The following is a 24,095-nucleotide window of genomic DNA, read 5'->3' as shown; positions in this document are numbered from 1 at the left end:
GGGTCGCCCCTCGGGGGCAGGAGCGCAGCGACTGGGGGGCTCAATCCAAAGTCAGCTTCTGCTGCGCCACCACCTTCTTGTAGACCTCGAACTCGGCCTTGATCTGTTCGGCAAACTGCTCCGGCGTGTTGAGCACGATCAGCGAGCCGGTGTCTTCGATGCGCTTCCTGACGGTGGGGTCTTCGACGGTCTTCTTCACCGCCGCATGGACCTTGTCGACCACCTCCTTGGGCAGCCCCTTGGGCCCATGGATACCATAGTAGGCCATGCGGTTGACTGGCTCCAGCCCCACTTCCTTGAAGGTCGGCACGTTGGGCAGCACGGCCAGGCGGGTGGGTGCGGCGACCACGATCGCGATGAGGCGGCCGTCCTTGATGAAGGGCAGCGCCGAGGGCAGGTTGTCGAAGATCATCGGCACCTGGCCGGCCACGGTGTCGTTGAGCGCGGGGCCCGCGCCGCGGTAGGGGATGTGCGTGATGAAGGTGCCCGAGAGGTTCTTGTACAGCTCCATCTGCAGGTGGCCGATGCCCCCGGTGCCGGAGCTGGCGAAGGAGTACTTGCCGGGGTTCTTCTTCAGCTCGGCGATGAAGCCCTTGTAGTCGCGCGCCGGGAAGCTCGGGTGCACCGCGATCACGTTGGGCGTGGCCGCGATGTTGGTGATCGGCGTGAAGTCGGTGATCGGGTTGTAGGTGATCTTCGGGTTGATGGCCGGGTTGGCCGCGGTGGTCGAGACGGTTGCCATGCCGAGGGCGTAGCCGTCGGGGGCCGACTTGGCGATTTCGTTGGCACCGATGGAGCCCCCGCCGCCGGCCTTGTTTTCCACCACCAGGGTCTGGCCAAGCGGGCCGCCGATCTTCTCGGCCACCACGCGCGCCACGATGTCGGTGGTGCCGCCGGGCGCGAAGGGCACGATCAGTCGCACCGGCTTGTTGGGGTAGGCCTGCGCGAAGGCAATGGGCACGGTGGCCGACAGGGCGAGCGCGGTGACGATCAGACTTCTGCGATGCATGCGAACTCCTCAGGGGTGGCGGTCGTGCGTTTAATAACCCATGCTGCACTTGCCAGCTGGCATTGGCGACTGTGGAAACTACGCAGGGCGTTGTACTGCAAACTCGCACGATGTCGAATGGCCTTTTGCTGCTGCCGGACTTTCTGCTGATCGCCTGCGGCTTCCTGCTCTGCCGCTACACCGCCCTCGATCGCCCCATCTGGGAGAGTGCTGAACGGCTGGTGTATTACCTGCTGTTCCCGGTGCTCCTCTTCAACTCGATCGTCAAGACGCCGCTGCAGCCGGCGCAGACGCTCGGTCTCGCGGCAGCCGGGGTGGGGGGTGATCCTGTGCGGCGTGGTGCTGGCCTTTGCGCTCAAGCGCTGGCCCGGTGTTGACGCCCACCTGCATGCCTCGGGCGCGCAGATCGCGTTTCGCTTCAACTCCTACGTCGCGCTCGCACTGGCCGAACGGCTGGGCGGCTCGCAGGGCGTGGCCTCGATGGCGCTCCTGATCGCGCTCTGCGTGCCGCTCGCCAACGTGGCCGCGGTCTGGTCGCTCGCGCGGCAAGGCGGGCACAACTACCTGCGCGAGATTGCGCGCAACCCGCTGATCATCAGCACGCTGGCCGGGCTCGCGGCCAACGCCGCCGGCGTGAGCTTTCCGGAGGCGGTGGCGACCACCCTGCAGCGCATCGGCGTGGCCGCGCTGCCCATCGGCCTCTTGGCAGTGGGCGCCGGGCTGCGCGTGGGTGGGCTGAAGAAGGGGCCGTGGCTGGCCACCACGCTGCTCGGCATCCGCCATGCCGTGCTGCCGGCGGTCGGCCTCGGCCTCACCTTGCTGCTGGCCTTGTCGCCAGAGCAGCGCCACATCGCGGTGCTGTTCGCGGCCATGCCCACCGCATCGAGCGCCTTCGTGCTGGCCTCGCGCATGGGCGGCGATGGGCCGTATGTGGCGGCCCTGGTGACGGCATCGACGCTGCTCGGGATGGTGAGCATCCCGATCTGGCTGGCGTTGATCTAATCCTGGGCGAGGGCCCAGTCGATGTGCTCGCGCAGCAGCGGGCTCGCGTTCTCGCGCGCCGACTGCAAGGCCGCGCTGGCCGCGGGGTCATGTGTGGCGCGCAAGGCATTGCCGAGTGCGACGGCGATGTTGCGCTGCCATCGGGCATGACCGATGCGCCGGATCGCACTGCCTTCGGTGTGGCGCAGGAAGTCATCTTCCGTCCAGGCCCACAGCTGCAGCAAGCTGGCGCCGGTGAGCGAGGGGCGTGGGTCGAAGTCGGGCAGGGGGTTGCGTCGGGCGTATTTGTTCCAGGGGCAGACGAGCTGGCAATCGTCGCAGCCATAGATGCGGTTGCCCATCGGGGCGCGCAGGGCTTCGGGGATCGGGCCGTCATGCTCGATGGTGAGATAGGAGATGCAGCGCCGCGCATCCAGCCGGTAGGGCGCGACGATGGCTTGCGTGGGGCAGACGTCTAGGCAGGCGCTGCAGCTGCCGCAATGCGGGCTCACGGGTTCTGACAGCGGCAGCGGCAGGTCGACGTAGATCTCGCCGAGGAAGAAGGTGGAGCCGGCCTCGCGGTGCAACGTCAAGGTGTGCTTGCCACGCCAGCCGATGCCGCTGCGCGAGGCGAGCTCGACTTCGAGCACGGGCGCCGAGTCGGTGAACACGCGATGGCCGTAGGGGCCCACGGCTTCGGCCAGACGCTCGGCGAGCTTTTGCAGCCGCTGGCGCAAGACCTTGTGGTAGTCGCGGCCGCGGGCATAGACCGACACCGCGGCTTCGGTGGGGCGCTTCAGGCGATCCCATTCGACGGCCTGCCACTCGTCGGGGGTGCTGCGCGGCAGGTAGTCCATGCGCGCGGTGACCACGCGCACCGTGCCCGGCACCAGCTCGGCCGGGCGCGCACGCTTCAGGCCGTGCGCGGCCATGTAGTCCATCGAGCCATGAAAACCGTTGTGGAGCCAGGCGAGCAGGCCTGGTTCGGCGGAGGACAAGTCCACGTCGGCCACGCCGATCTGTGAAAATCCGAGCGCTGCAGCCCACTCGCGCAGTGGTGCCATCAGCGCATGCAGCGCCGCGTCGTCCAACTTGCCGTCCAACCCAAACGCGTCTGTCATTTGTCGATTCTAGGAACCCGCACCCTGCACTGGGCCGATGAGGCCGCCTGCGACGCCACCGCGAAAGCGCTGGCGCAGCGGCCGGCGTTGCGCGATGCGTTCATCGAGCTGCACGGCACGCTGGGCGCCGGCAAGACCACCTTTGCGCGCCACCTGCTGCAGGCGCTGGGCGTGCAAGGGCGCATCAAGAGCCCGACCTATGCAGTGCTCGAGTCGTATGACGTGGCGGGGCTGGCCCTCTCGCATTTCGACTTCTATCGTTTCAAGGACCCTCAGGAATTCGAGGACGCCGGCTTTCGCGACGTGTTTGCGCAGCCCGGGTTCAAGATCGCGGAATGGCCGGAGCAGGCGGCAGGCCTGTTGCCCCCCGCCGACTTGAAGGTGGAACTCATTCCGCTCGATGGGGACGAACGCCGCGTGATCTTCAGCGCCCACACACCCCGAGGATTGGAGTTGTTGCCCGACGCCGGGGCGCCCCAGGTCGGGCAGAGCCCCGCCGGGGCAGGAGGGCAGCGACTGGGGGGCTCGACATCTTGAAGCGGCGCGAGGTCCTTCAGGGGTCGATCGCACTGCTGCTCGGCACACACGAGCTGGCCTTCGGCGCCAGCATTCTCGCGGTGCGTGTGTGGCCCGCCGCCGAGTACACGCGCGTCACGCTCGAATCGGACACGCCGCTCGCGGCCCGCCACTTCATGGCCGAGAACCCGGCCCGGCTCGTCATCGACATCGACGGCCTGGAGCTGAGCCCGGCGCTGCGCGAGCTCGTGGGCAAGGTGCGCGCCGACGACCCGTTCATCGCCGGCGTGCGCGTGGGCCAGAACCAGCCGCGCGTGGTGCGCCTGGTGATCGACCTCAAGCAGCCGACCGCACCGCAGCTTTTCACGCTCGCGCCGGTGGCGGCCTACCAGCACCGCGCGGTGTTCGACCTACACCCGACGCAGGAGCGCGACCCGCTGCTGGCGCTCATCCAGGACAAATCCCGCGCCGAACAGGAGGCCGCGCAGGCGGTGCAAGACGCGCTCGGCGACTTCATTGGCAAGATGAACAAGCCGCCCGCACCGGCGGCCTCGGGCGCGGCCACGCCACCCCCGCCCCCGGTGGCCGCCGCGCCTGCGGCGTCGGCGCCGGCGATGACCAAGTCGCGCATCGACCGCCTCATCATCGTGGCGCTCGACCCCGGGCATGGCGGCGAAGACCCAGGCGCCATCGGCCCCACCGGCCTGCGCGAGAAAGACGTGGTGCTGGCCGTGGCCCTGAAGCTGCGCGACCGCATCAACGCCGTGCCCGGCATGCGGGCCATGCTCACGCGCGATGCCGATTTCTTCGTGCCGCTGCACGAGCGGGTGCGCAAGGCGCGGCGGGTGCAGGCCGATCTTTTCGTCTCGATTCACGCCGATGCGTTCATGAAACCCACGGCGCGCGGCGCGTCGGTGTTCGCCCTGTCGCAGAACGGGGCGACCAGCACCGCCGCCCGCTGGATGGCCGACAAGGAAAACGCCGCCGACCTGGTGGGCGGCGTCAACATCAAGGCGAAAGACACTACCGTGCTGCGCACCCTGCTCGACATGAGCACGACCCGCCAGATCAAGGACAGCCTGAAGCTCGGCGGCGAGGTGCTGGGGCAGATCCGAAAGGTGGGCCACCTGCACAAGGGCAGCGTGGAGCAGGCGGGCTTTGCGGTGCTGAAGGCGCCCGATGTGCCGTCGATCCTGGTGGAGACGGCCTTCATCTCCAACCCGGACGAAGAAAAGAAGCTGCGCAGCGACGACTACCGCGAGCAGCTGGTGGATGCGCTGACCGCCGGCATCAGGCGCTATTTCGCGAAGAACCCTCCGCTCGCGCGCAACCGGCAGCTGTGACGCTCAGGTGGCCGCTGCCGCCGCCTTGCGCCGTGCCTTCCAGGCACCAACGATGACCAGGAGGCCCGGCACGATGATGGCGCCCCAGATGATCTTGTCGAGGTTTTCCTTCACCCACGGGATGTTGCCGAACAGGTAACCCGCGAGCGTGACGCCGCCCACCCAGATGGTGGCGCCGATCACGTTGTAGAGCGTGAAGCGGCTGCGCGTCATCTCGGCCACGCCGGCGACGAAGGGCACGAAGGTGCGCAGGAACGGAAAGAAGCGCGCGAGGATGATGGTGATGCCGCCGTGCTTCTCGTAGAACGCGTGCGCCTGGTCGAAGGCCTGCCGGTTGAAGAAGCGGCTTTGCTCCCACTGGAAGACCTTGGGGCCGAAGTAACGCCCGATGCTGTAGTTGCACTGGTCGCCGAGGATGGCCGCCACCGTCAGGAGCGCCAGCGCCAGCGGCAGGCTCATCAAGCCCACCGCGCACAGCGCGCCCACCACGAAGAGCAGCGAATCGCCCGGCAGGAAGGGCATCACCACCACGCCGGTCTCGACGAAGATGATGGCAAAGAGCAAGGCGTAGACCCAGCTGCCGTACGTGGCCACGAAGTTGGCGAGGTGCACGTCGACGTGCAGGATGAAGTCGATCAGGAAGGTGATGATTTCCATGGCGGGCGATTATGGGTGACGCCCTGGGCACCGTTCTTACAATGCCCCGATGAACGCTGTGCCCGAGCTTGCTGTGTCTGATCCTGCGAAGCGTCGACCGATCCGCGAGCTGCCCGACGAGTTCATCAGCCAGATCGCCGCCGGCGAGGTGGTGGAGCGGCCGGCCTCGGTGGTACGCGAGCTGGTCGACAACGCGCTCGACGCCGGCGCCACCGAGGTGGTCGTCAAGCTGATGGCCGGGGGCGTGCGCAGCATCCTGGTCGAAGACGACGGGGTCGGGATTCCGGCCGACGAGCTGCCGCTGGCGTTGCGCCGTCATGCGACCAGCAAGATCGCGTCCCTGGGCGAGCTGGAGAGTGTGGCGACCATGGGGTTTCGCGGCGAGGCGCTGGCGGCGATCTCGTCTGTCGCCGAACTGAGCATCGCCAGCCGCACCGAAGGGGCGCCGCACGCCCAGCGCATCGACGCGCGCAGCGGCGAGCTGGTGCCGGCGGCGCGCGGACGCGGCACGAGCGTGGAGGTGCGCGAGCTTTTCTTCAGCACCCCGGCGCGACGCAAGTTCCTGAAGACCGATGCGACCGAGCTTGCCCATTGCCTCGAAGCGGTGCGCCGGCATGCGCTGGCGCGGCCCGACGTGGGCTTTGCGGTGTGGCATGAGGGCAAGCTCGTCGAGCAGTGGCGCCGCAGCAGCTTGGCGCAACGCCTGCGCGAGGTACTGGGCGACGCCTTCGTGGCCGAGAGCCGCGAGGTGCAGTTCGAGATCGGCCCGCTGCGCGTCATGGGGCGCGCCGGCACGCCGGCTGCGGCCCGCTCGCGCGCCGACCAGCAGTATGTGTACGTCAACGGCCGCTACGTGCGCGACAAGCTGATCGCGCATGGCGTGCGTTCGGCCTATGAAGACGTGCTGCATGGCGGCCGCCAGCCGGCCTATGTGCTGTTCCTGGAGATCGCGCCCGATCGGGTCGACGTGAACGTGCACCCGACCAAGATCGAAGTGCGCTTCCGCGATTCGCGCGAGGTGCACCAGGCGATGCGGCGGGCGGTGGAGGCGGGGCTGGCGCCGCCGCAGGCGCACGTGGCCGCGATGCCCGAAGCGCAGCCCCAGGCCACCGAAGCGGCTCGCCCCTCGTTCGCCTCACGGCCGATGCCGACGCTGCAGAACCCGCTCAACCTGGAACAGGTGGCGGTGCTCTATGCCCAGGAAGCACCCTCGCCGTGGCCGGTGACGCCGGGCCCGCGGCCTGCCGCTCCGGCGGCTGAACCGCCAACGCAGCCGCTGCCTGCGGGCGACTGGCCACTCGGCCGTGCGGTCGGGCAGGTGGGCGGTGTCTTCGTGCTGGCGGAAAACGCGCAGGGCCTGGTGGTCGTCGACATGCACGCGGCGCACGAGCGCATCGTCTACGAGCGGCTCAAGGCGAGCCTTGGCGCGGCGGCCATCGAATCGCAGCCGCTCTTGATCCCGGCGACCTTCGCAGCCACGCCGCAGGAGATCGCGACTGCGCAGGCCCAGGCCGAGAACCTGCTGGCCCTGGGGCTCGATGTCTCGGTGCTGTCGGCCGGCACGCTCGCCGTGCGTTCGCGGCCGGCGGCCCTGGCCGGTGGTGATGTGGTGGAGCTCGCTCGCAGCGTGCTGGCCGAGCTGGCGCAGTACGACGCCAGCAGCGTCATCCAGCGTGCGCAGCACGAGATCCTTTCGACCATGGCCTGTCACGGCGCGGTGCGGGCCAACCGGCAGCTCACGCTCGACGAAATGAACGCGCTGCTGCGTGACATGGAGCGCACCGAGCGCAGCGACCAGTGCAACCACGGTCGGCCGACCTGGCGGCAGATCACGATGAAGGAGGCTCGACGGTCTGTTCTGGCGCGGGCGTTGAGCAGGACTCGCGATGCAACACGACTTCGTCTCGGCCCTGATCCTCTTGCTGCTGGTGCTCGACCCGCTGGGCAGCCTGCCGATCTTCATCCCGGTGATGCGTCAGGTGGCGCCCGAGCGGCGGCGCTGGGTGGCGCTGCGTGAAGTGGGCATCGCGTTCGCGGTGCTCTTCGTCTTCATGTTCGTCGGCGAGGGTTTTCTGCGGGTGATGCGTCTGTCGGAGCGTTCGCTCGAAGTGGCTGGCGGTGTGATCCTGCTGATGGTCGCCATTCGCATGATCTTTGGCGGCGGTGGCGGCGCCTACGGTGTGCCCGAAGGCAAGGAGCCGCTGATTTTTCCGCTGGCGGTGCCGCTCCTGGCCGGCCCGTCGGCAATGGCCACGGTGCTGCTGCTGGCCTCACGCCAGCCCGACCGCATGGGCTCGTGGATCGGCGCGCTGGCCTGCGCAATGGGGGTGTCTTTGCTGGTGCTCTTGCTGTGCAATCAGATCCGCCGCTGGGTGGGCGACTCGGTGGTGTCGGCCACTGAGAAGCTGATGGGCCTGGTGCTGACCGCGATCGCGGTGGAGATGATCCTCGCGGGCTTGAAGCGGTATTTCCTGGGCTGAAAGAAAAACGGCCGGTCTTGCGACCGGCCGTTCTTGTCTTGCGACAGCTTGCTGATCGGGGGATCAGAAGTTGTGGCGGATACCAACCGCGAACGACTGGAAGTCGTTACCGTCCGCCGACGAGTAGTAGGCGATGTTGGCCTTGTTGTCGACCTTCGTGTAGAAGCCGTACACCTTAGTGCGCTTGCTCAGGTTGTAGTTCGCGCCCAGCGTGAACTGCTTGGCATCGGTGCCGTCGGCGGACGAACCGTTGACCTTGATCTTGCTGGCCAGACCGACGTTGGCGTGCAGCTCCAGGGCGCCGGTCGTGAACATGCCGGACACGCGGAAGGTGTCGCGCTCGACATCGGAGCCGGCGATTTTGCCGTCGTTGCGGGCCCAGTAGGAGCCGACCGTGAAGGCGCCCAGCTCCACCATCGCACGCAGACCGATCTCTTGCGCGTCGTTGTAGGTCACGCCGTCGATCGTGACCGGGCCGTTTACGTAGGCAGCGCCCAAGTGCAGCGGGCCACCGACATAGTTAACGGCCAGAGTTTGGGTGTTTTCGGCAGCGGTTTCGCGCAGGCCAAGCTGAAATTCGGCATCCAGGCCAGCGAAGGTCGGCGTCTTGTACGCGATGGTGTTTCGCGCGTCGCCGGGGTACAGGTAGAACGCATCCGACGACGTGCCGGTGTCGTGGTTGTGGAAGCTGATGTAGTCGGCCGTGGCGAAGTAAGCGGCCGTCGGACCCATGTTGCCGAGGCGCAGCGTACCGAGCGAGGCGTGAGACAGCCCGACATTAGACTCGCGACCCCAGAATGCGCCGGAAGTCGTGCCGGTGTCGGCATTGAAGCCGTGCTCGATCAGGAAGAAGGCCTTCAGGCCGCCGCCCAAGTCCTCGGTGCCCTTGAAACCGATACGCGACGCGTTGTTGACCACCTGGGTCGATGACGTGCTGCCATCCTTCTGACGTTCAACAGTTTCGTTCAGGCGGCCGTAGACGGTCACCGAGCTTTGTGCAAGAGCCGAACCCGCTGCCAGGGTGGAAATGGCGGCGATGAAAAGAGAGCGCTTCATGAGCATTCCTTATGTGTGAAGTGCGGAGTTGGTTACCGCGGAAGGTTTCACTGTTGGGTGGTTGAGTCCCGACTGCTGACCCAAACGCGAATGGAGTTTAGGCGCGCATGTACTGGAAAGTCCCAATCTCGTTGCTCGTTCGCAACAAGCTTTTTGTGCTCGATGCGCTAGCACAAATCAACGGCCACGGTGGTGCGCAGGGGCTTCCAGACGCTTGGCGAGCAGCGACAGCAGCAGGGTGAGCACGAGGTACATCACCGAGATGGTGAGGTAGGGCTCCCAATAGCGGGAATACGCGCCCGCGACGGTGCGTGCGGCCATCGCCAGCTCGGCCAGGCCGATGGCCGAGACGAGCGAGGAGTCCTTGATGAGCGTGATGCCCTCGTTCACCAGCGCTGGCAGCATGCGCCGGAAAGCCTGTGGCAGCACGATGAAGCGCATGGCCTGCGCATGGGTCAGGCCCAGGCTGTAGCTGGCCTGCGTCTGCCCGAGGTGGATGCTCTGGATGCCGGCGCGAAAGATCTCGGAGATGTAGGCCCCGGCGTTCAGGCTCAGCGCGAGCGCACCAGAGAAGAACGCCCCGTGCGATTGCCGGAATTCCCGTGCCGACTCGCCGGCGAGCAGCAAGCCGGTGTCGGGGTGGACCAGCAGGGGCATCACCGCAAAGTGCACGAGCAGGATCTGCACGAACAGCGGTGTGCCGCGGAAGAAGGTGACGTAGGCGACCGTGAAGGCCCGCGCGAGCCGCAGGGCCCACGCGAGCGCGATCGACTTCAGGGGCGGTGCGTCGCTCGAACTGCTGACGAGGCCGAACAGCACGCCCAGCACCAGCCCGCACACGATGGCGACGAGGGTGAGCTGGACGGTCATCCACAGGCCGGTCACGAACAGAGGTCCGTAACCGACGAGGATCTCCCAGCGCAAATCCATCGCCGAGGGTGCAGTAGGTGCGGTTTACTTCGAGGCTGCAGACGCGGCCGGTGCCGCCGCCGGCGCAGCGCCGAAGTACTGGGTGTAGATCTTGTCGTAGGTGCCGTCGGCCTTGATGTCGGCCAGGCCCTTGTTGATCTTGCCCAGCAGGTCGGCGTTGCCCTTCTTCACGGCGATGCCGTATTGCTCGTTCTGGAAGGCCTTGTCGGCGACCGTCTTGAACTTGCTGCCGGAGTTGTTGGCGACGTAGTTGATGATCACGCCGTTGTCGGCCACGACGGCATCGACGCCACCGCTTTCGAGCTCTTTCAGCGCCAGCGGCGTGGACTCGAAGCGCTTGATATTGGCGCTGGTCTTGCCCTGCAGCTTGGTGACGACCTCGTCGCCGGTGGTGCCGGTCTGCACGCCGACCTTGAGTTTCTTCAACTCATCGAACTTGGTCACCTTGGAGTTGGCCTTCACCGCGATGAGCTGCTGCGCATCGAAGTAGGGGTCGCTGAAGTCCATGGTCTGCTTGCGCTCCTCGGTGATCGTGATCGCCGAGACGAGCAGGTCGCGGTCACCCTGCGCGAGGGTATTGAAGATGCCTTCCCACGGGGTGTTGATGAACTTCACCTCGATGCCGGCCTTCTGGGCGATGGCCTTCACCACGTCGATGTCGAACCCGACGATTTCCTTCTGCGTGTTCTCGGACTCGAACGGCGCGTAGGCGGCGTCGGTCCCGACCACGTACACCTTGGCCGGTGCCGGAGCCGGGGCAGACGCCGCGGCGACGGGGGCCGAAGCGGCCGGAGGCGGCGTCTCGGCCTTCTTGCCGCAGGCAGAGAGGAGGATGCCGGTGATCAGCAGGGCGCTGGCTTGGAGAAAGCGACGTGTGGAGAGCGTGTTGTTCATGGACGTCCTTCGATTGAGGCCTGAAAAGCGGCCGCTCGTGGCGGCCGCAAGGGGGCCCCAGTGTAATGGCGCTCGGCACGGGGGCGGCTCGGCCGGCAGCAAGATGTGCGCCACCTCAACCGGTGCGCAGTTGCGCCAGTTCCTCGTCGGTGAAGCCGGCCGCCAGGCGCGCGCTGTCGTTGAACGGCGGTCGCAACTTGGGCGCTTCGTGCCGGCGGGTGAGTTCGCGGTAGTGGTCGACGGGGTCGAGCCCCTCGCGTTGGCACAACCAGCGGTACCAACGGTTGCCGATCGCCACATGGCCCACCTCGTCGCGCAGGATGATGCCGAGGATCTCGACCGCCCGCGTGTCGCCCGCCTTGGCGAACTTGGCCTGGAGCGGCGGTGTCGCGTCGAGCCCGCGCGCTTCGAGCGTGCGCGGCACGAGGGCCATGCGCGCGGTCACGTCGCCGGCGGTACGTTGGGTCATCAGCCACAGGCCGTCGTGTGCGTCGAAGTCGCCGTAGTCGTGGCCGAGGCTTTGCAGGTGCTCGCGCAGCAGCGTGAAATGCAAGGCCTCCTCGCTGGCGACGCGCAGCCAGTCGACGTAGAAGAGCACCGGCATGCCGTCGAAGCGGAACGCGGCGTCGAGCGCGAGGTTGATCGCGTTGAACTCGATGTGGGAGATGGCGTGCAGCAGGGCGGCGCGGCCTTCGGGTGTGTAGGGCGTGCGCGACGGCACCTGCTTGGGCGGCACGAGCCGCGGGCGAGCCGGGCGGCCGGGCAGATCGAGTGGAGCCTCTATTCGCTCTGTGGTGTCGATGAGACTGCGGTCCAGTTGCGCGAAAAGCGCGCGGGCTTCGGCGGCCTTGGCGGCAGGATCTTGCAGGCGCAAGACCTCGAGGGCGCGGCGTCGGGGGTTCATCCCTAAAATTATCGGCTTCACCCTGAGGATGCCCATGGCTCTTTATCAACTCGGCGACGAGTCCCCCGACATTGCCGATTCCGCCTGGGTCGCCGACAGCGCGCAGGTCATCGGTGCGGTGACGCTCGAAGACAACGCGAGCGTGTGGTTCGGCGCGGTGCTGCGCGGCGACAACGCGCGCATCACCATCGGCCGCAATGCCAACGTGCAAGACGGCACCGTGATCCACTGCGACACCGGCTACCCCGTGACCCTGGGCGAGAACGTGACGGTGGGCCACCAGGTGATGCTGCACGGCTGCACCATTGGCGAGGGCTCGCTGGTGGGCATCCAGTCGGTGATCCTGAACGGCGCCAAGATCGGCAAGCACTGCATCGTGGGTGCGGGCGCGCTGGTCACCGAAGGCAAGGAGTTCCCGGACGGCTCGATGATCCTCGGCTCGCCGGCCAAGGTGGTGAAGATGCTCACACCCGAGCAGATCGAGCGACTCAAACTGAGCGCGCTGCACTATGTCGAGAATGCCAAGCGCTACAAGGCGGGTTTGAAGAAGATTGGTTGATGAGCGAACTCCATAAATTCTTGTTCGATGGCCTGCCGGTGCGCGGCCTGCTGGTGCGGCTGACGGGCGACTGGCGCGAGGTGCTGGCGCGCCGGGAGTCGGCACAAGACGCGTTTCCGGCGCCCGTGCGCGAGTTGCTCGGCGAGATGGCGGCGGCCGGTGTGCTGATGCAGTCGAACATCAAGTTCGACGGTGCGGTGGTGATGCAGATCCACGGTGAAGGGCCGGTGAAGCTGACGGTCGCCGAAGTGAAGTCGGACCTGAGCTTTCGTGTCACGGCCAAGGTCACGGGCGAGATGCCGCCGGTGCCGCGCCTGGACACGCTGGTCAACGTGAACGGCAAGGGCCGCTGCGCGATCACGCTCGACCCGCGCCAGAAGCTGCCGGGCCAGCAGCCCTACCAGGGTGTGGTGGCACTGCATGGTGACCATGGCGAGCCGCTGCACCGCTTGAGCGAGGTGCTCGAGCACTACATGCTGCAGTCGGAGCAGCTCGACACCAAGCTCGTGCTGGCCGCCAACGACGAAGTGGCCGCCGGCCTGCTGATCCAGCGCTTGCCGGTCGAAGGTGCGGGCAACCTCGGAGGTGCGCGCAACGAAGACGACATCGGCCGCGACGAGGACTACCGCCGCATCGCGATGCTCGCCGCCACGCTGACCAGCGACGAGCTGCTGACGCTCGATGCCGACACCATCCTGCGCCGCCTCTTCTGGGAAGAGAAGGTCCTGCGCTACGAGCCACAGCACCCGAGGTTCGCCTGCAGCTGCTCGCGCGAGCGGGTGGGCAACATGCTCAAGTCGCTCGGGCGCGAGGAGGTCGACGGCATCGTAGTCGAGCAGGGACGCGTCGAGATCGGCTGCGACTTCTGCGGCGTGAAGTACCACTTCGACGTGGTGGACGTGGGCGAGCTCTTCACGCCGCAAAGCCGGCAGCAGCCCGGCACCACCACACTCAACTGACACCACCCCATGGTCTACGCACTGCTGAAACTCCTGCACTGGGCCGCGATCATCATCTGGCTGGGCGGCATGGTGTTCGCGCATTTCTGCCTGCGGCCCGCCGCCGCCGCGCTGCCGCCGCCGCAGCGGCTGCCGCTGATGGCCGATGCACTGGGCCGCTTCCTCAACATCGTGGCCGGGCTGGTGCTGGTGACGCTCGCCACCGGCGCCGGCATGTGGGGCTGGGCGGTGCGGAGCACGCATCAGACGGGGACTCCGTTCAACGCCCCGGCCGACTGGTACGTGATGGCTGGGCTGGGCGTCTTGATGGCCCTGGTGTATGGACACATCCGCTTTGCGCTCTATCGCCGGCTGCAGCGGGCGGTGGCTGCGCAGGAGTGGCCGGCCGGTGGTGCGGCGCTGCAGGAGATCCGTTTCTGGGTCAGCGCCAACATGGTGTTCGGCGCGATCATCCTCGCGGTGGTGTCGCTCGGACAGGCGAGCTAGACATCGCCTCGTGCGAGCAGGTGGCGTTCGCAGTCGGCATCGCCGCAGCGCTCGCAGACCCACTGCCAGGGGCGCTGCGGTGACTCGTCGGGCAATGCGTGGCCGATCGCGGCGAGCGCAGACCGCAGCCGCTGCGGCCCTTCGCCGCTGACGACCGCATACGGCACGTTCGCCCGCACGAGGCTGGCGCGCACCAGCGCGGTCACCGGCTCGCGCACATGTGCGCCGTCTCGCATGTGTCCATCGGCTTCCCAGGGCAGATCGAGTGCGGTCAACAGCGTGTGGCGATAGCGCCGCTGTTCGGCTTCGGCCATGGCGTAGAGGCTGGCATCGCCGAAGATCAGATCGCTGTAAACGGCGATCATCAGCGCCGAGGTGTCGGCGACGACGATGTCGTGCGTGACCATGGCGGCTTCGATGCGGCGTGCCTGTTCCTGTGCGATGCCCACCTGCTCGTGGACGTGAGGGGTGCGCCCCCGTGCCAAGCAGAACTCGCGCAGGTACTCGTCGATGCGTGCCACGCGCAAGCCCTTTTGCGCGAGTGCTTCGGCCAGCTCCGCCGCCAGGGTGGTCTTGCCCGTGCTTTCGGCGCCGACGATCGTGATGACGCCGCTCAATGGGGCACCCCACGCACTTCGTGCGGTCCCGCCAAGCGGGAACGAGCCTCTACGGGCGGCCGGGCGAGGCTCATGCCGCGACGGCCAGGCGCTTCCATGCGCGCAGGCCGGCGACAGACATCACGATGAAGATCGCGTAGAGCACCACCGTCAGCCACAGGCCCTTGTAGGCGAAGAGTGCGACGCTGACGGTGTTGACGACCAGCCAGGCCGTCCAGTTCTCGACGTACTTGCGGCCGAGCAGCCACTGGCCGAGCAGGCTGGCGGCGGTGGGAAAGGCGTCCCACCAGGGCACGTCGGTGTCGGTGGTGCGGGCGAGGAAGAGGCCGGTCGCGGGCCAGGCGATGGCCAGCGTCAGCAGCAGGCCCCAGCGTGCGTTCGGTGCAAGCGAGCGCACCTGCAGCGGTTTGCCGTCGTCCTGCGTGCCTCGCAGCCATTGCCACCAGCCCCAGCTGGCGACCACCACGAAGAAGATCTGCAGCCCCGCTTCGCCGTAGAGCTTGCTGTTCCAGAAGAGCAGGAAGTACAACAGCGAGCTCGCGATGGCGAGCGGCCAGGCGATGGGATTGACGCGCATGTTGCACACCACCATGACGATGGCGAGCACGAAGGCCACGATCTCGAGCCAGGTGACGGGCGAGCCGAGAAGCGTGAAGGGTGCGGCGAAGATCGGCTGCAGAGCCTGCAGCAGGGCATCCATGCGGCGCTAGCGCTTGGGCGTGACCTGGACGTAGATCTCGTCCGGCTTGACCATGCCCAGCTCGAAGCGCGCTTTTTCCTCGACCATCTCCAGGCCTTCCTTGAGGTCGCTGACCTCGGCCAGCAGCTGCTCGTTGCGCTCGTGCGCGGCTTCGTTCTGGGCCTTCTGTTCGAGCAGCTTGCCTTCCAGCTCCATCACGCGCGGCACCCCCGACCGGCCGAGCCAGAGACCGGCATGCACCAGCGCGATGAGCGCCAGCAGGGCGAGGGTGACGATGCGCACGTGTGGGCCGGCGTGGGCTTAGCGCAGGTTGTAGAACGCGCCGCGGCCAGGGTACGACGCCACATCACCGAGGTCTTCCTCGATGCGCAGCAGCTGGTTGTACTTGGCGATGCGGTCGGAGCGGCTCATCGAGCCGGTCTTGATCTGGCCGGCGTTGGTGCCGACTGCAATGTCGGCGATCGTCGAGTCTTCGGTCTCGCCCGAGCGGTGCGAGATCACCGCGGTGTAATTGGCGCGCTTGGCCATCTCGATGGCGGCGAAGGTCTCGGTCAGCGTGCCGATCTGGTTGATCTTGATGAGGATCGAGTTGGCGATGCGCTTCTCGATGCCTTCACGCAGGATCTTGGTGTTGGTGACGAAGAGGTCGTCACCCACCAGCTGCACCTTGCCGGCGAGCTTTTCGGTGAGGTGCTTCCAGCCGTCCCAGTCGCCTTCGTGCATGCCGTCTTCGATGCTGATGATCGGGTACTTGTCGCACCAGGTGGCGAGGATGTCGGTCCACTCGGGGGCGGTCAGCTGCAGGCCTTCGCCTTCGAGGTGGTACTTGCCGTCCTTGTAGAACTCGCTGGCGGCGCAGTCGAGGCCGATGGCGATGTGTTCGCCCGGGGTGTAGCCGGCCTTGTCGATGGCTTCCAGGATCATCTGGATCGCGGCCTCATGGCTGGCCACGCTGGGCGCGAAGCCGCCTTCGTCGCCGACGGCGGTGCTCATGCCCTTGGCGTCGATGATCTTCTTGAGCGCATGGAACACCTCGGCGCCATAGCGCACCGCCTCGCGGAAGCTCGGGGCACCCACGGGGATGATCATCAGCTCCTGCAGGTCGAGGTTGTTGTTGGCGTGTGCGCCGCCGTTGATGACGTTCATCATCGGCACTGGCATCTGCATCGCGCCCGAGCCACCGAAGTAGCGGTAGAGGGGCAGGCCCGACTCTTCGGCCGCGGCGCGGGCCACGGCCATCGAGACGGCCAGCGTGGCGTTGGCGCCCAGGCGGCTCTTGTTCTCGGTGCCGTCGAGGTCAATCAGGGTGCGGTCGAGGAAAGCCTGCTCCGAGGCGTCGAGGCCGAGCACGGCTTCGCTGATCTCGGTGTTGATGTGCTCGACGGCCTTGAGAACGCCCTTCCCGAGGTAGCGACTCTTGTCGCCGTCGCGCAGCTCGATGGCTTCGCGCGAGCCGGTGGACGCACCCGAGGGCACGGCGGCACGGCCCATGGTGCCGCTTTCCAACAGCACGTCGCATTCGACGGTCGGGTTGCCGCGGCTGTCGAGAATCTCGCGGCCGACGATGTCAACGATGGCACTCATCTATCTTCCTCTTGGCAGTTTTGGGTGAATTTATGGGGCGATTCTCGTCCGCTAGCCGTTACACGCCATCGACAACGATCATGCGCATGATGCCGGCGCCTTCGCGCAGGGTGCGGGCGTGGCTGTAGGTCTCGCTGGCGTAGAAGGCCTTGGCTTTGGCGCGGTCGGGAAAGCGCAGCACGATGATGCGGCTGGGTGTCCACGGGCCTTCGAGCACCTCGAACTCGCCCCCACGCACCAGGATCTCGGCGCCGTGCTCCTGCATGGCTTTCGTGGACCACTCGCGGTACTTAGCCATCTTCTCGGCGTCGGTCACCGTCACGTCCGCAATGATGTAGGCGCTCATGGCGTTCAGCAGGAGAAGTCGTTTTCGAGCAGCGGCTGCTGCTTGATCACGCGGTCGAGGGCGACCAGCTGTTCGAGCAGTGCCTTCATGTGCTTCAACGGCACGGCGTTCGGCCCGTCGCTCATCGCGTTCTTCGGGTCGGGGTGCGTTTCCATGAACACACCCGCCACACCCACCGCGATCGCGGCACGAGAGAGCACCGGCACGAATTCGCGTTGACCGCCCGAAGCCGTGCCCTGGCCACCCGGCAGTTGCACCGAGTGCGTGGCGTCGAACACGACCGGCGCACCCGTCTCGCGCATGATCGCCAGCGAGCGCATGTCGGAGACGAGGTTGTTGTAACCGAAGCTCGCGCCCCGCTCGCAGGCCATGAAGTTGTCTTCGTTCAGGCCCTTGGCCTTGGCCGCCGCACGGGCCTTGTCGATCACGTTCTTCATGTCGTGCGGCGCCAAGAACTGGCCCTTCTTGATGTTGACCGGCTTGCCCGACTGCGCCACCGCGTGGATGAAGTCGGTCTGGCGGCACAGGAAAGCGGGGGTCTGCAGCACGTCGACGACGCTGGCCACCGCGGGAATCTCGGCCTCGCTGTGAACGTCGGTCAGGATGGGCACGTTCAGCTCGCGTTTTACCTTGGCGAGGATCTCCAGGCCTTTTTCCATGCCCGGGCCGCGGAACGAGGTGCCCGACGACCGGTTGGCCTTGTCGTAGCTGCTCTTGAAGATGAAGGGGATGCCGAGCGCGGAGGTGATCTCCTTGAGACGGCCGGCGACGTCCATCTGCAATTGCTCGGACTCGACCACGCACGGGCCGGAGATGAGGAAGAAGGGCTTGTTCAGCCCGACGTCGAATCCACAAAGCTTCATGCCGCCACCTTCTGCTTGCTGCGCGAGGACTGATGCGCCAGTGCCGCCTCGATGTACGACTTGAAGAGCGGATGCCCGCCCCACGGCGTCGACTTGAACTCGGGGTGGAACTGCACGCCCATGTACCAAGGGTGCACGCTCCTCGGGGCTCCACGATCTCGGTCAGCTTCTCGCGCTGCGTGATGGCCGAGATGACGAGGCCCGCTTCGGTGAGCTTGTCGAGGTAGTTGACATTGGCCTCGTAGCGGTGGCGGTGACGCTCGGTCACCACATCTCCGTAGATTTCGTGGGCCAGGGTGCCGGGCTTGACGTCGGGCTCTGGGCGCCGAGGCGCATGGTGCCTCCGAGGTCGGACTGGGCGCTGCGCTTCTGGATCGAGCCGTCGGCATCTTGCCACTCTTCGATCAGCGCGATCACCGGCTCGGGCGTGTCAGGGTCGAACTCAGTGCTGTTCGCGTTCACGAGGCCAGCCTTGTGGCGGGCGTATTCGATGGTTGCAACCTGCATGCCCAGGCAGATGCCGAGGTAGGGCACCTTGTGCTCGCGGGCGAACTGCGCGGTGAGCACCTTGCCTTCGACGCCCCGCTTGCCGAACCCGCCAGGCACGAGGATCGCGTCGTACTTGTCGAGCTGGTTCACGTTGGCCGGGGTCAGCGTCTCGGAATCGACGTACTCGATGTTGACCTTGGCGTGGTTGGCGATGCCGGCGTGTCGCAGGGCTTCGTTGAGCGACTTGTAGGAGTCGGACAGGTCGGTGTACTTGCCGCACATGGCGATCGTCACCTCGCGCTGCGGATGCTCGACTTCCTCGACCAGCGCATCCCAGCGCTTCAGGTTGGCGGGCGGGGTGTTGATGCGCAGCTTGTCGCAGATGAGCCCGTCGAGCCCCTGCTCGTGCAGCATGCGCGGCACCTTGTAGATGGTGTCGGCGTCCCACACCGAGATCACGCCCCATTCGGGCACGTTGGTGAAGAGCGAGATCTTTTCGCGCTCTTCGTCGGGGATGGCGCGGTCGGCACGGCACAGCAGCGCATCGGGCTGGATGCCGATCTCGCGCATCTTCTGCACCGTGTGCTGCGTGGGCTTGGTCTTGAGTTCGCCGGCGGCGGCGATCCACGGCACGTAAGTGAGGTGCACGAAGGCCGCGTTGTTCGGGCCCATGCGCAGGCTCATCTGGCGCGCGGCTTCGAGGAAGGGCAGCGACTCGATGTCGCCCACCGTGCCGCCCACTTCGACGATGGCCACGTCCACCGCATGGTCGGTGCCGATGCCGGCGCCGCGCTTGACGAATTCCTGGATCTCGTTGGTGACGTGCGGGATCACCTGAACCGTCTTGCCGAGGTAATCGCCGCGGCGCTCCTTCTCGAGCACGCTCTTGTAGATCTGGCCGGTGGTGAAGTTGTTCGACTTCTTCATCCGCGTCGTGATGAAGCGCTCGTAGTGGCCGAGGTCGAGGTCGGTTTCAGCGCCGTCGTCGGTGACGAACACCTCGCCGTGCTGGAAGGGCGACATGGTGCCCGGGTCGACGTTGAGGTAAGGGTCCAGCTTGATGAGCGTGACCTTGAGGCCGCGCGATTCGAGGATCGCTGCAAGTGACGCTGCCGCGATGCCCTTGCCCAGCGAGGACACCACACCGCCGGTGACAAAGACGAACTTGGTCATTGCTGTGGCACTTGCGTGCTGCAAATGCTCTGGTGGTAAAGCGCGATTATAGGCGTGGCCCCGCGGCGCACATCCCTGCGCCGGTGGGGGGTCAACGCGAATGCAGAAGGACTCAGGCCTCGACGGCGGAAGCCTGCTCGGCCAGCACCTTGAGCCAGCGCAGCACTTCGGCCGAGGTGTCTTCGGGCCGCTCGAAGGGGAAGAGGTGCGAGCCCTCGATCCATGACACCCGGCCGTGTGCGAGGCGCTCGGTGGCGTGCATGCCGACCTGACGCACCTCGGTGGACTGGGTGCCGCCGACGAACGCCAGCGGGTGGCGCAGCGGATGGCGTCGCAGGAAGCCGGGAATGTCGTGGGCCAGGGTGTTGTAGATGTCGGTTTCCACCTCGCGGCGGAAGGCGAGTGTCACCCCCGGGGGCATGGGGTCCTTCGCATCTTCGATGCCGCAGGCGATGTAGTCGGCGAGCACCCGCGGGTCCCAGCGGGCGAACGAGTCCTTGCCGGCGAAATGTTCATGCGCGGCTTCGCGGCTCGGCCAGTGGTCGCGCCGGCGCCGCGAGATGGCGCCGGGCGAAAACTGCATGCCCAGCCCGGTGAACTTGGCGAACTGGATGGTGGGCGTGAGCAGGCCGCTGATCACCGGCGAGTCGAGCATGACCACGCCGCGGGCAAGGTCGGGACGCCTGGCGGCGGCCAGCAGGCTCAGGAAGCCACCCAGCGAATGTCCGACGAAGAACACCGGCTCCTTGGCATGCGCTTCGGTGAAATGCACCAGCTGCTCGCGCAGCCGAGGCCAGTGGTTCGTCACGGGGTACTTCGGGTCGTGGCCGTACTTCTCGACGGCGAGCACCGTGTAGCCCGCCTTCTTCCACGCCTCGAAGAGCACCCGGTAGGTGCCGGCCGGGAAGCTGTTGGCGTGCGAGAAGACGATGGTGCCTTTGCGTTTGCCGGCCATCTCAGATCGTCTTTTCGCTGGCGTTGGTGATCTTGCGCATGGGCTCGAAACGCGACGAACGCACGCACAGCGGGTAGGCGGTGGTGCCGCCGCTTTCCCAGTGCGGATCTTCGATCGACTCGAACACCTGGCGCAGCTTCTGTCCCCAGGTGCTGCGGATCATGTGGAAGTAGGGGTTGTGCTCGTCGATGCACACCATCTGGTCGCTCTGCAGGTGGTCGGCGCGGTAGACCAGCAGGTCCAGCGGCAGGCCGACCGACAGGTTCGACTTGAGCGTGGAATCCATCGAGACCAGGGCGCACTTGGCCGCTTCGTCCAGCGGGGTGTGCGGCGTGATCATGCGGTCGAGCACCGGCTTGCCGTATTTCGATTCGCCGACCTGGAAGAAGCAGGTTTCGCGCGTGGCCTCGATGAAGTTGCCGGCCGAGTAGACAAGGAAGAGCCGCATTGCCTCGCCACGGATCTGCCCGCCGAAGATCATCGATGCGTTGAAGTCGATGCCGGCGGCGCGCAGCGAGGGGCCATCCTGGTCGTAGACGCGGCGCACGGCGCTGCCGAGCACACGCACGGCGTCGAACATGCTCGTGGCATTCCAGATGGTGAGCGGAGGCTCGTCGGGGCCGTTGTCGAGCTTTTCGACCTGCAGGATCTCGCGCACCGATTGCGAGATCGACAGGTTGCCGGCCGAGAGCAGCACCATGAAGCGGTCGCCCGGCTTCTCGTAGACCATCATCTTGCGGAAGGTGCTGATCGCATCGAGGCCCGCGTTGGTGCGCGAGTCCGAGAGGAAGACCAGGCCGGCATCGAGCTTGATGCCCACGCAGTACGTCATGTCTTGCTGCTTTCTTGGAGAGACTTCAGGCGATAGAGCGCGTCCAGCGCTTCCTTCGGCGACAGCATATCGGGATTGATCGCGGCCAGTGCCTTGTCCACGGCGGAAGCCTCGATTTCTACCGGCGCCGCCGGTGCGGCAAAGAGGTCGATCTGAGCGTCGCTCGCCTTCTGCTGGGCTTCGAGTGCCTCCAGCGCCGCGCGGGCCTGGCGCACCAGCACCGCAGGCATGCCGGCCAGCCGTGCCACCTGCACGCCGTAACTCCGGCTGGCCGGTCCAGGCTGGATGTCGTGCAGGAACACGATGTCGTCGCCACTTTCGGCGGCCGAGACGTGCACGTTGAGCGCTTGCGTGTGCTTGACCGGAAATTCAGTCAGCTCGAAGTAGTGCGTGGCGAAGAGGGTGAATGAACGATTGCGGTCGTGCAGCTGGCTCGCGATGGCGCCGGCGAGCGCCAGGCCGTCGAAGGTCGAGGTGCCGCGGCCGATCTCGTCCATCAGCACCAGCGACTGCTCGGTGGCGGTGTGCACGATGGCCGCGGCCTCGGTCATTTCGAGCATGAAGGTCGATTGCGCATTGGCCAGGTCGTCGGCCGCGCCGATGCGGGTGTGGATGGCGTCGATGGGCCCGAGCCGGCAGTCGCTGGCCGGCACATAGGAGCCGATGGCCGCCAGCAGCACGATCAGCGCCACCTGGCGCATGAAGGTGCTCTTGCCGCCCATGTTGGGGCCGGTGATGACGAGCATCTTGCGGGTGGCATCGAGACGGCAGTCGTTGGCCATGAAGTTGCCGTTGCCGGTTTCCAGCAGGCGCGCTTCGACGACGGGGTGCCGGCCGGCGGTGATGTCGATGCAGGGCTCGCGCACGAACTGCGGGCGGCACCAGTTGAGCGTGCGGGCGCGCTCGGCGAGTGCGGCCAGCGCGTCGAGGCTGGCCAGTGCGCGGGCCAGGCCGCCGAGTTCGTCGAGATGCGTCTGCAGTTGGTCGATCACCGCCTCGTACAGCATCTTCTCGCGGGCGAGCGAGCGGTCCTGCGCCGAGAGGGCCTTGTCCTCGAAAGCCTTCAGCTCGGGCGTGATGAAGCGCTCGGCGTTCTTCAGCGTCTGGCGGCGCTGGTAGTCCATCGGCACCTTGCTCGCCTGGCCCTGCGTCACCTCGATGTAGAAGCCGTGCACCTTGTTGTATTGCACGCGCAGGTTGGCGATGCCGGTGCGGCTGCGCTCGCGCGCTTCGAGGTCGAGCAGGTAGGCGTCGCAGTTCTGGCTGATGCCGCGCAGCTCGTCGAGGTCGCGGTCGTAGCCGGGTGCGATGACGCCGCCGTCGCGCAGCAGCACGGCGGGCTCTTCGGCGATGGCGGTGCGCAGCAGGGCTTCGATCCCGGCCGGCGGGCTCATGGCCTCGGCCAGCAGGTCGAGCAGCAGCGCCTGGCCTTGCGGCACCAGCGCGCGCAGCGCCGGCAGGCCTTGCAGCGTGGTGCGCAGGCCGGTCAGCTCGCGCGGGCGCACCTGGCGCAGCGCGATGCGGGCGGTGATGCGCTCGACGTCGCTCACATGGCGCAGCGCTTCGCGCAGCGCGTCGGGCGAGCGGCTGATCAGCACCTCGATCGCGTCGTGCCGTTGCGTCGCAACATGGCGCTCGCGCAAGGGGTGCGTGAGCCAGTGGCGCAAGGCCCGGCTGCCCATGCCGGTGCGGCAGGTGTCGAGCAGCGAGAGCAGCGTGGGCGCATCGTCGCCGCGCAGCGTCTGAGTGAGTTCGAGATTGCGGTGAGTGGTGGGCGGCAGGTCGAGCAGGTCGCTGGCGCGCTCCACCGTGAGGGTGCGCACGTGGGCGAGCGCCTGGCCCTGGGTGTGTTCGGCGTAGCTCAGCAGCGCGGCGGCGGCGGCATGGGCGCAGGCGAGGTCTTGCGCGTTGTAGCCGGCGAGGCTTGCCACGCGCAGCTGCTCGCAGAGCTTGCGCGCGCCGAGGGCGGCGTCGAACTGCCAGTCGGGCCGATGCGTGATCGCGATGCGAGAGGCACTGAGCGCCGCGGGCACCTGGTCGCGGGCGACCAGCACCTCGGCCGCGTTGAGGCGCGACAACCAGCCGGCCAGCTCGCGCTCGCTGCATTCGGTGATGCCGAGCTGGCCGTTCGAGAGGCCTAGCCATGCGAGCCCGTAGCTCGCCACGCCGCGTTTCGTCTGTTGCGACAGTGCGAGCAGCAGCGCGTCGCGCTTGTCGGCCAGCAGCTCCGCATCGGTCACGGTGCCCGGCGTGACGACGCGCACCACCTTGCGCTCGACCGGCCCTTTGGCGGTGGCCACATCGCCCACCTGCTCGGCGATCGCGACGGCCTCGCCCAGCTTGATGAGCTTGGCCAGGTAGCTTTCGACCGAATGCACCGGCACCCCCCGCCATCACCACCGGCTCGCCGCCGCTCTGGCCGCGTTGCGTGAGCGTGATGTCGAGCAGCTTGTTGGCGCGGCGGGCGTCGTCGTAGAAGATTCGTAGAAGTCGCCCATGCGGTAGAACACCAGCGTGTCGGGGTGCTCCGCCTTGATGCGCAGGTACTGCTGCATCATCGGCGTGTGGTGGGCGAGATCGGAAGCCAGGGTGGCGGTGTTCATGCAGGGTGGGCACTGGGTCGGCCGCGTATTGTCCACAG

The 24,095-nt window shown here is 66.9% G+C and carries 21 protein-coding genes and 4 pseudogenes; 8 read left to right on the top strand and 17 right to left on the bottom strand.

Annotated elements, in window-relative coordinates; genetic code table 11:
* Positions 1-40: 40 nt before the first annotated feature.
* Positions 41-1,009 carry a tripartite tricarboxylate transporter substrate binding protein BugE gene (locus LRS03_RS08255; protein ID WP_257824921.1) on the bottom strand — a complete coding sequence of 323 codons (969 nt, stop codon included), beginning with the start codon at positions 1,007-1,009 and terminating at the stop codon, positions 41-43.
* Between the two features lie 110 nt (positions 1,010-1,119).
* Here LRS03_RS08255 and LRS03_RS08250 point away from each other — a divergent pair.
* A pseudogene (locus LRS03_RS08250) lies at positions 1,120-2,011 on the top strand (AEC family transporter).
* Here LRS03_RS08250 and queG read toward each other — a convergent pair.
* A complete protein-coding gene (gene queG, locus LRS03_RS08245; protein WP_257829452.1) occupies positions 2,008-3,054 on the bottom strand; it encodes a tRNA epoxyqueuosine(34) reductase QueG in 1,047 nt (348 codons plus the stop codon). The pseudogene LRS03_RS08250 and the gene queG sit on opposite strands and share 4 nt — an antisense overlap.
* A gap of 57 nt (positions 3,055-3,111) precedes the next feature.
* Here queG and tsaE point away from each other — a divergent pair, with 57 nt between their 5' ends.
* Both tsaE and LRS03_RS08235 read left to right on the top strand, forming a co-directional pair.
* The gene (tsaE, locus tag LRS03_RS08240) at positions 3,112-3,648 is read left to right on the top strand and encodes a tRNA (adenosine(37)-N6)-threonylcarbamoyltransferase complex ATPase subunit type 1 TsaE (RefSeq protein WP_257824918.1); all 537 of its coding nucleotides are present in this window, start codon (positions 3,112-3,114) and stop codon (positions 3,646-3,648) included.
* Positions 3,645-4,970, top strand: coding sequence for an N-acetylmuramoyl-L-alanine amidase (locus tag LRS03_RS08235; RefSeq protein ID WP_257824916.1), 1,326 nt, complete (start codon positions 3,645-3,647; stop codon positions 4,968-4,970). The genes tsaE and LRS03_RS08235 overlap by 4 nt, the downstream gene beginning before the upstream one ends.
* A 3-nt stretch (positions 4,971-4,973) precedes the next feature.
* Here LRS03_RS08235 and LRS03_RS08230 read toward each other — a convergent pair whose 3' ends face one another.
* Positions 4,974-5,627, bottom strand: coding sequence for a DedA family protein (locus tag LRS03_RS08230; RefSeq protein ID WP_257824915.1), 654 nt, complete (start codon positions 5,625-5,627; stop codon positions 4,974-4,976).
* 49 nt (positions 5,628-5,676) lie between these two features.
* Here LRS03_RS08230 and mutL point away from each other — a divergent pair.
* Positions 5,677-7,501, top strand: a pseudogene (mutL, locus tag LRS03_RS08225) (DNA mismatch repair endonuclease MutL).
* A gap of 12 nt (positions 7,502-7,513) precedes the next feature.
* Entirely contained in the window at positions 7,514-8,107 is a 594-nt protein-coding gene (locus LRS03_RS08220) for a MarC family protein (protein WP_257824914.1), read from the top strand.
* Positions 8,108-8,170: 63 nt separating this feature from the next.
* Here the strand turns inward: LRS03_RS08220 and LRS03_RS08215 are convergent, their stop codons facing one another.
* The 4 genes from LRS03_RS08215 to LRS03_RS08200 form a co-directional block, all read right to left on the bottom strand.
* Complete coding sequence (locus tag LRS03_RS08215) at positions 8,171-9,163, bottom strand: porin (RefSeq protein ID WP_257824912.1); 993 nt, start codon at positions 9,161-9,163, stop codon at positions 8,171-8,173.
* A gap of 177 nt (positions 9,164-9,340) precedes the next feature.
* Positions 9,341-10,093: an amino acid ABC transporter permease gene (locus tag LRS03_RS08210; RefSeq protein WP_257824911.1), complete on the bottom strand. Its 753-nt coding sequence runs from the start codon at positions 10,091-10,093 to the stop codon at positions 9,341-9,343.
* Positions 10,094-10,117: 24 nt separating this feature from the next.
* The gene (locus LRS03_RS08205) at positions 10,118-10,987 is read right to left on the bottom strand and encodes a basic amino acid ABC transporter substrate-binding protein (protein WP_257824909.1); all 870 of its coding nucleotides are present in this window, start codon (positions 10,985-10,987) and stop codon (positions 10,118-10,120) included.
* A 115-nt stretch (positions 10,988-11,102) separates the two neighbouring features.
* Positions 11,103-11,891: a ferritin-like domain-containing protein gene (locus tag LRS03_RS08200; RefSeq protein WP_257824908.1), complete on the bottom strand. Its 789-nt coding sequence runs from the start codon at positions 11,889-11,891 to the stop codon at positions 11,103-11,105.
* A gap of 34 nt (positions 11,892-11,925) precedes the next feature.
* Here LRS03_RS08200 and LRS03_RS08195 point away from each other — a divergent pair, with 34 nt between their 5' ends.
* From LRS03_RS08195 to LRS03_RS08185, 3 genes are read left to right on the top strand one after another with little or no spacing between them, the layout of a single operon-like run.
* The gene (locus LRS03_RS08195) at positions 11,926-12,450 is read left to right on the top strand and encodes a gamma carbonic anhydrase family protein (protein WP_257824906.1); all 525 of its coding nucleotides are present in this window, start codon (positions 11,926-11,928) and stop codon (positions 12,448-12,450) included.
* Positions 12,450-13,409, top strand: coding sequence for an Hsp33 family molecular chaperone HslO (hslO, locus tag LRS03_RS08190; RefSeq protein ID WP_257824905.1), 960 nt, complete (start codon positions 12,450-12,452; stop codon positions 13,407-13,409). The genes LRS03_RS08195 and hslO overlap by 1 nt, the downstream gene beginning before the upstream one ends.
* 9 nt (positions 13,410-13,418) lie before the next feature.
* A complete protein-coding gene (locus LRS03_RS08185; protein ID WP_257824904.1) occupies positions 13,419-13,895 on the top strand; it encodes a CopD family protein in 477 nt (158 codons plus the stop codon).
* On the opposite strand, the gene LRS03_RS08180 is transcribed toward LRS03_RS08185, so the two are convergent.
* From LRS03_RS08180 to mutS, 10 genes and pseudogenes are all read right to left on the bottom strand, one after another.
* Positions 13,892-14,512: an AAA family ATPase gene (locus LRS03_RS08180; protein WP_257824903.1), complete on the bottom strand. Its 621-nt coding sequence runs from the start codon at positions 14,510-14,512 to the stop codon at positions 13,892-13,894. The genes LRS03_RS08185 and LRS03_RS08180 overlap by 4 nt on opposite strands.
* A 70-nt stretch (positions 14,513-14,582) precedes the next feature.
* Positions 14,583-15,212, bottom strand: coding sequence for a nicotinamide riboside transporter PnuC (pnuC, locus tag LRS03_RS08175; RefSeq protein WP_257824900.1), 630 nt, complete (start codon positions 15,210-15,212; stop codon positions 14,583-14,585).
* Between the two features lie 6 nt (positions 15,213-15,218).
* A complete protein-coding gene (locus tag LRS03_RS08170; RefSeq protein WP_257824899.1) occupies positions 15,219-15,494 on the bottom strand; it encodes a septum formation initiator family protein in 276 nt (91 codons plus the stop codon).
* Between the two features lie 18 nt (positions 15,495-15,512).
* On the bottom strand, positions 15,513-16,796 hold the full coding sequence (eno, locus tag LRS03_RS08165) for a phosphopyruvate hydratase (RefSeq protein ID WP_257824897.1): 1,284 nt from the start codon (positions 16,794-16,796) through the stop codon (positions 15,513-15,515).
* A gap of 58 nt (positions 16,797-16,854) precedes the next feature.
* A complete protein-coding gene (locus LRS03_RS08160; protein WP_257824895.1) occupies positions 16,855-17,142 on the bottom strand; it encodes a DUF1330 domain-containing protein in 288 nt (95 codons plus the stop codon).
* Positions 17,143-17,147: 5 nt separating this feature from the next.
* Entirely contained in the window at positions 17,148-18,005 is an 858-nt protein-coding gene (kdsA, locus tag LRS03_RS08155; RefSeq protein ID WP_257824894.1) for a 3-deoxy-8-phosphooctulonate synthase, read from the bottom strand.
* Positions 18,002-19,667, bottom strand: a pseudogene (gene pyrG / locus LRS03_RS08150) (CTP synthase). The gene kdsA and the pseudogene pyrG overlap by 4 nt, the downstream one beginning before the upstream one ends.
* Before the next feature lie 112 nt (positions 19,668-19,779).
* Positions 19,780-20,622, bottom strand: coding sequence for an alpha/beta fold hydrolase (locus LRS03_RS08145; RefSeq protein WP_257824892.1), 843 nt, complete (start codon positions 20,620-20,622; stop codon positions 19,780-19,782).
* A gap of 1 nt (position 20,623) precedes the next feature.
* Positions 20,624-21,454 (bottom strand): proteasome-type protease, encoded by an 831-nt coding sequence (locus LRS03_RS08140; protein ID WP_257824891.1) that lies wholly within the window; start codon positions 21,452-21,454, stop codon positions 20,624-20,626.
* Positions 21,451-24,009: pseudogene (gene mutS, locus LRS03_RS08135) on the bottom strand (DNA mismatch repair protein MutS). Before mutS ends, LRS03_RS08140 begins: the two are co-directional and overlap by 4 nt.
* Positions 24,010-24,095: the final 86 nt, after the last annotated feature.

The organism is Rhizobacter sp. J219 (assembly GCF_024700055.1).
Taxonomy (GTDB): domain Bacteria; phylum Pseudomonadota; class Gammaproteobacteria; order Burkholderiales; family Burkholderiaceae_C; genus Rhizobacter.
The sequence above is the reverse complement of the archived record's forward strand: the minus strand, read 5'-3'. Positions and strand labels throughout refer to the sequence as shown.

What these genes read in the sequence shown, in the direction of transcription:
- LRS03_RS08255 (WP_257824921.1), bottom strand. Translation starts at nt 1,009, where the DNA reads ATGCATCGCAGAAGTCTGATCGTCACCGCGCTCGCCCTGTCGGCCACC.
- queG (WP_257829452.1), bottom strand. Translation starts at nt 3,054, where the DNA reads ATGGCACCACTGCGCGAGTGGGCTGCAGCGCTCGGATTTTCACAGATC.
- LRS03_RS08230 (WP_257824915.1), bottom strand. Translation starts at nt 5,627, where the DNA reads ATGGAAATCATCACCTTCCTGATCGACTTCATCCTGCACGTCGACGTG.
- LRS03_RS08220 (WP_257824914.1), top strand. Translation starts at nt 7,514, where the DNA reads ATGCAACACGACTTCGTCTCGGCCCTGATCCTCTTGCTGCTGGTGCTC.
- LRS03_RS08215 (WP_257824912.1), bottom strand. Translation starts at nt 9,163, where the DNA reads ATGAAGCGCTCTCTTTTCATCGCCGCCATTTCCACCCTGGCAGCGGGT.
- LRS03_RS08210 (WP_257824911.1), bottom strand. Translation starts at nt 10,093, where the DNA reads ATGGATTTGCGCTGGGAGATCCTCGTCGGTTACGGACCTCTGTTCGTG.
- LRS03_RS08205 (WP_257824909.1), bottom strand. Translation starts at nt 10,987, where the DNA reads ATGAACAACACGCTCTCCACACGTCGCTTTCTCCAAGCCAGCGCCCTG.
- LRS03_RS08200 (WP_257824908.1), bottom strand. Translation starts at nt 11,891, where the DNA reads ATGAACCCCCGACGCCGCGCCCTCGAGGTCTTGCGCCTGCAAGATCCT.
- LRS03_RS08195 (WP_257824906.1), top strand. Translation starts at nt 11,926, where the DNA reads ATGGCTCTTTATCAACTCGGCGACGAGTCCCCCGACATTGCCGATTCC.
- hslO (WP_257824905.1), top strand. Translation starts at nt 12,450, where the DNA reads ATGAGCGAACTCCATAAATTCTTGTTCGATGGCCTGCCGGTGCGCGGC.
- LRS03_RS08185 (WP_257824904.1), top strand. Translation starts at nt 13,419, where the DNA reads ATGGTCTACGCACTGCTGAAACTCCTGCACTGGGCCGCGATCATCATC.
- pnuC (WP_257824900.1), bottom strand. Translation starts at nt 15,212, where the DNA reads ATGGATGCCCTGCTGCAGGCTCTGCAGCCGATCTTCGCCGCACCCTTC.
- eno (WP_257824897.1), bottom strand. Translation starts at nt 16,796, where the DNA reads ATGAGTGCCATCGTTGACATCGTCGGCCGCGAGATTCTCGACAGCCGC.
- LRS03_RS08160 (WP_257824895.1), bottom strand. Translation starts at nt 17,142, where the DNA reads ATGAGCGCCTACATCATTGCGGACGTGACGGTGACCGACGCCGAGAAG.
- kdsA (WP_257824894.1), bottom strand. Translation starts at nt 18,005, where the DNA reads ATGAAGCTTTGTGGATTCGACGTCGGGCTGAACAAGCCCTTCTTCCTC.
- LRS03_RS08145 (WP_257824892.1), bottom strand. Translation starts at nt 20,622, where the DNA reads ATGGCCGGCAAACGCAAAGGCACCATCGTCTTCTCGCACGCCAACAGC.
- LRS03_RS08140 (WP_257824891.1), bottom strand. Translation starts at nt 21,454, where the DNA reads ATGACGTACTGCGTGGGCATCAAGCTCGATGCCGGCCTGGTCTTCCTC.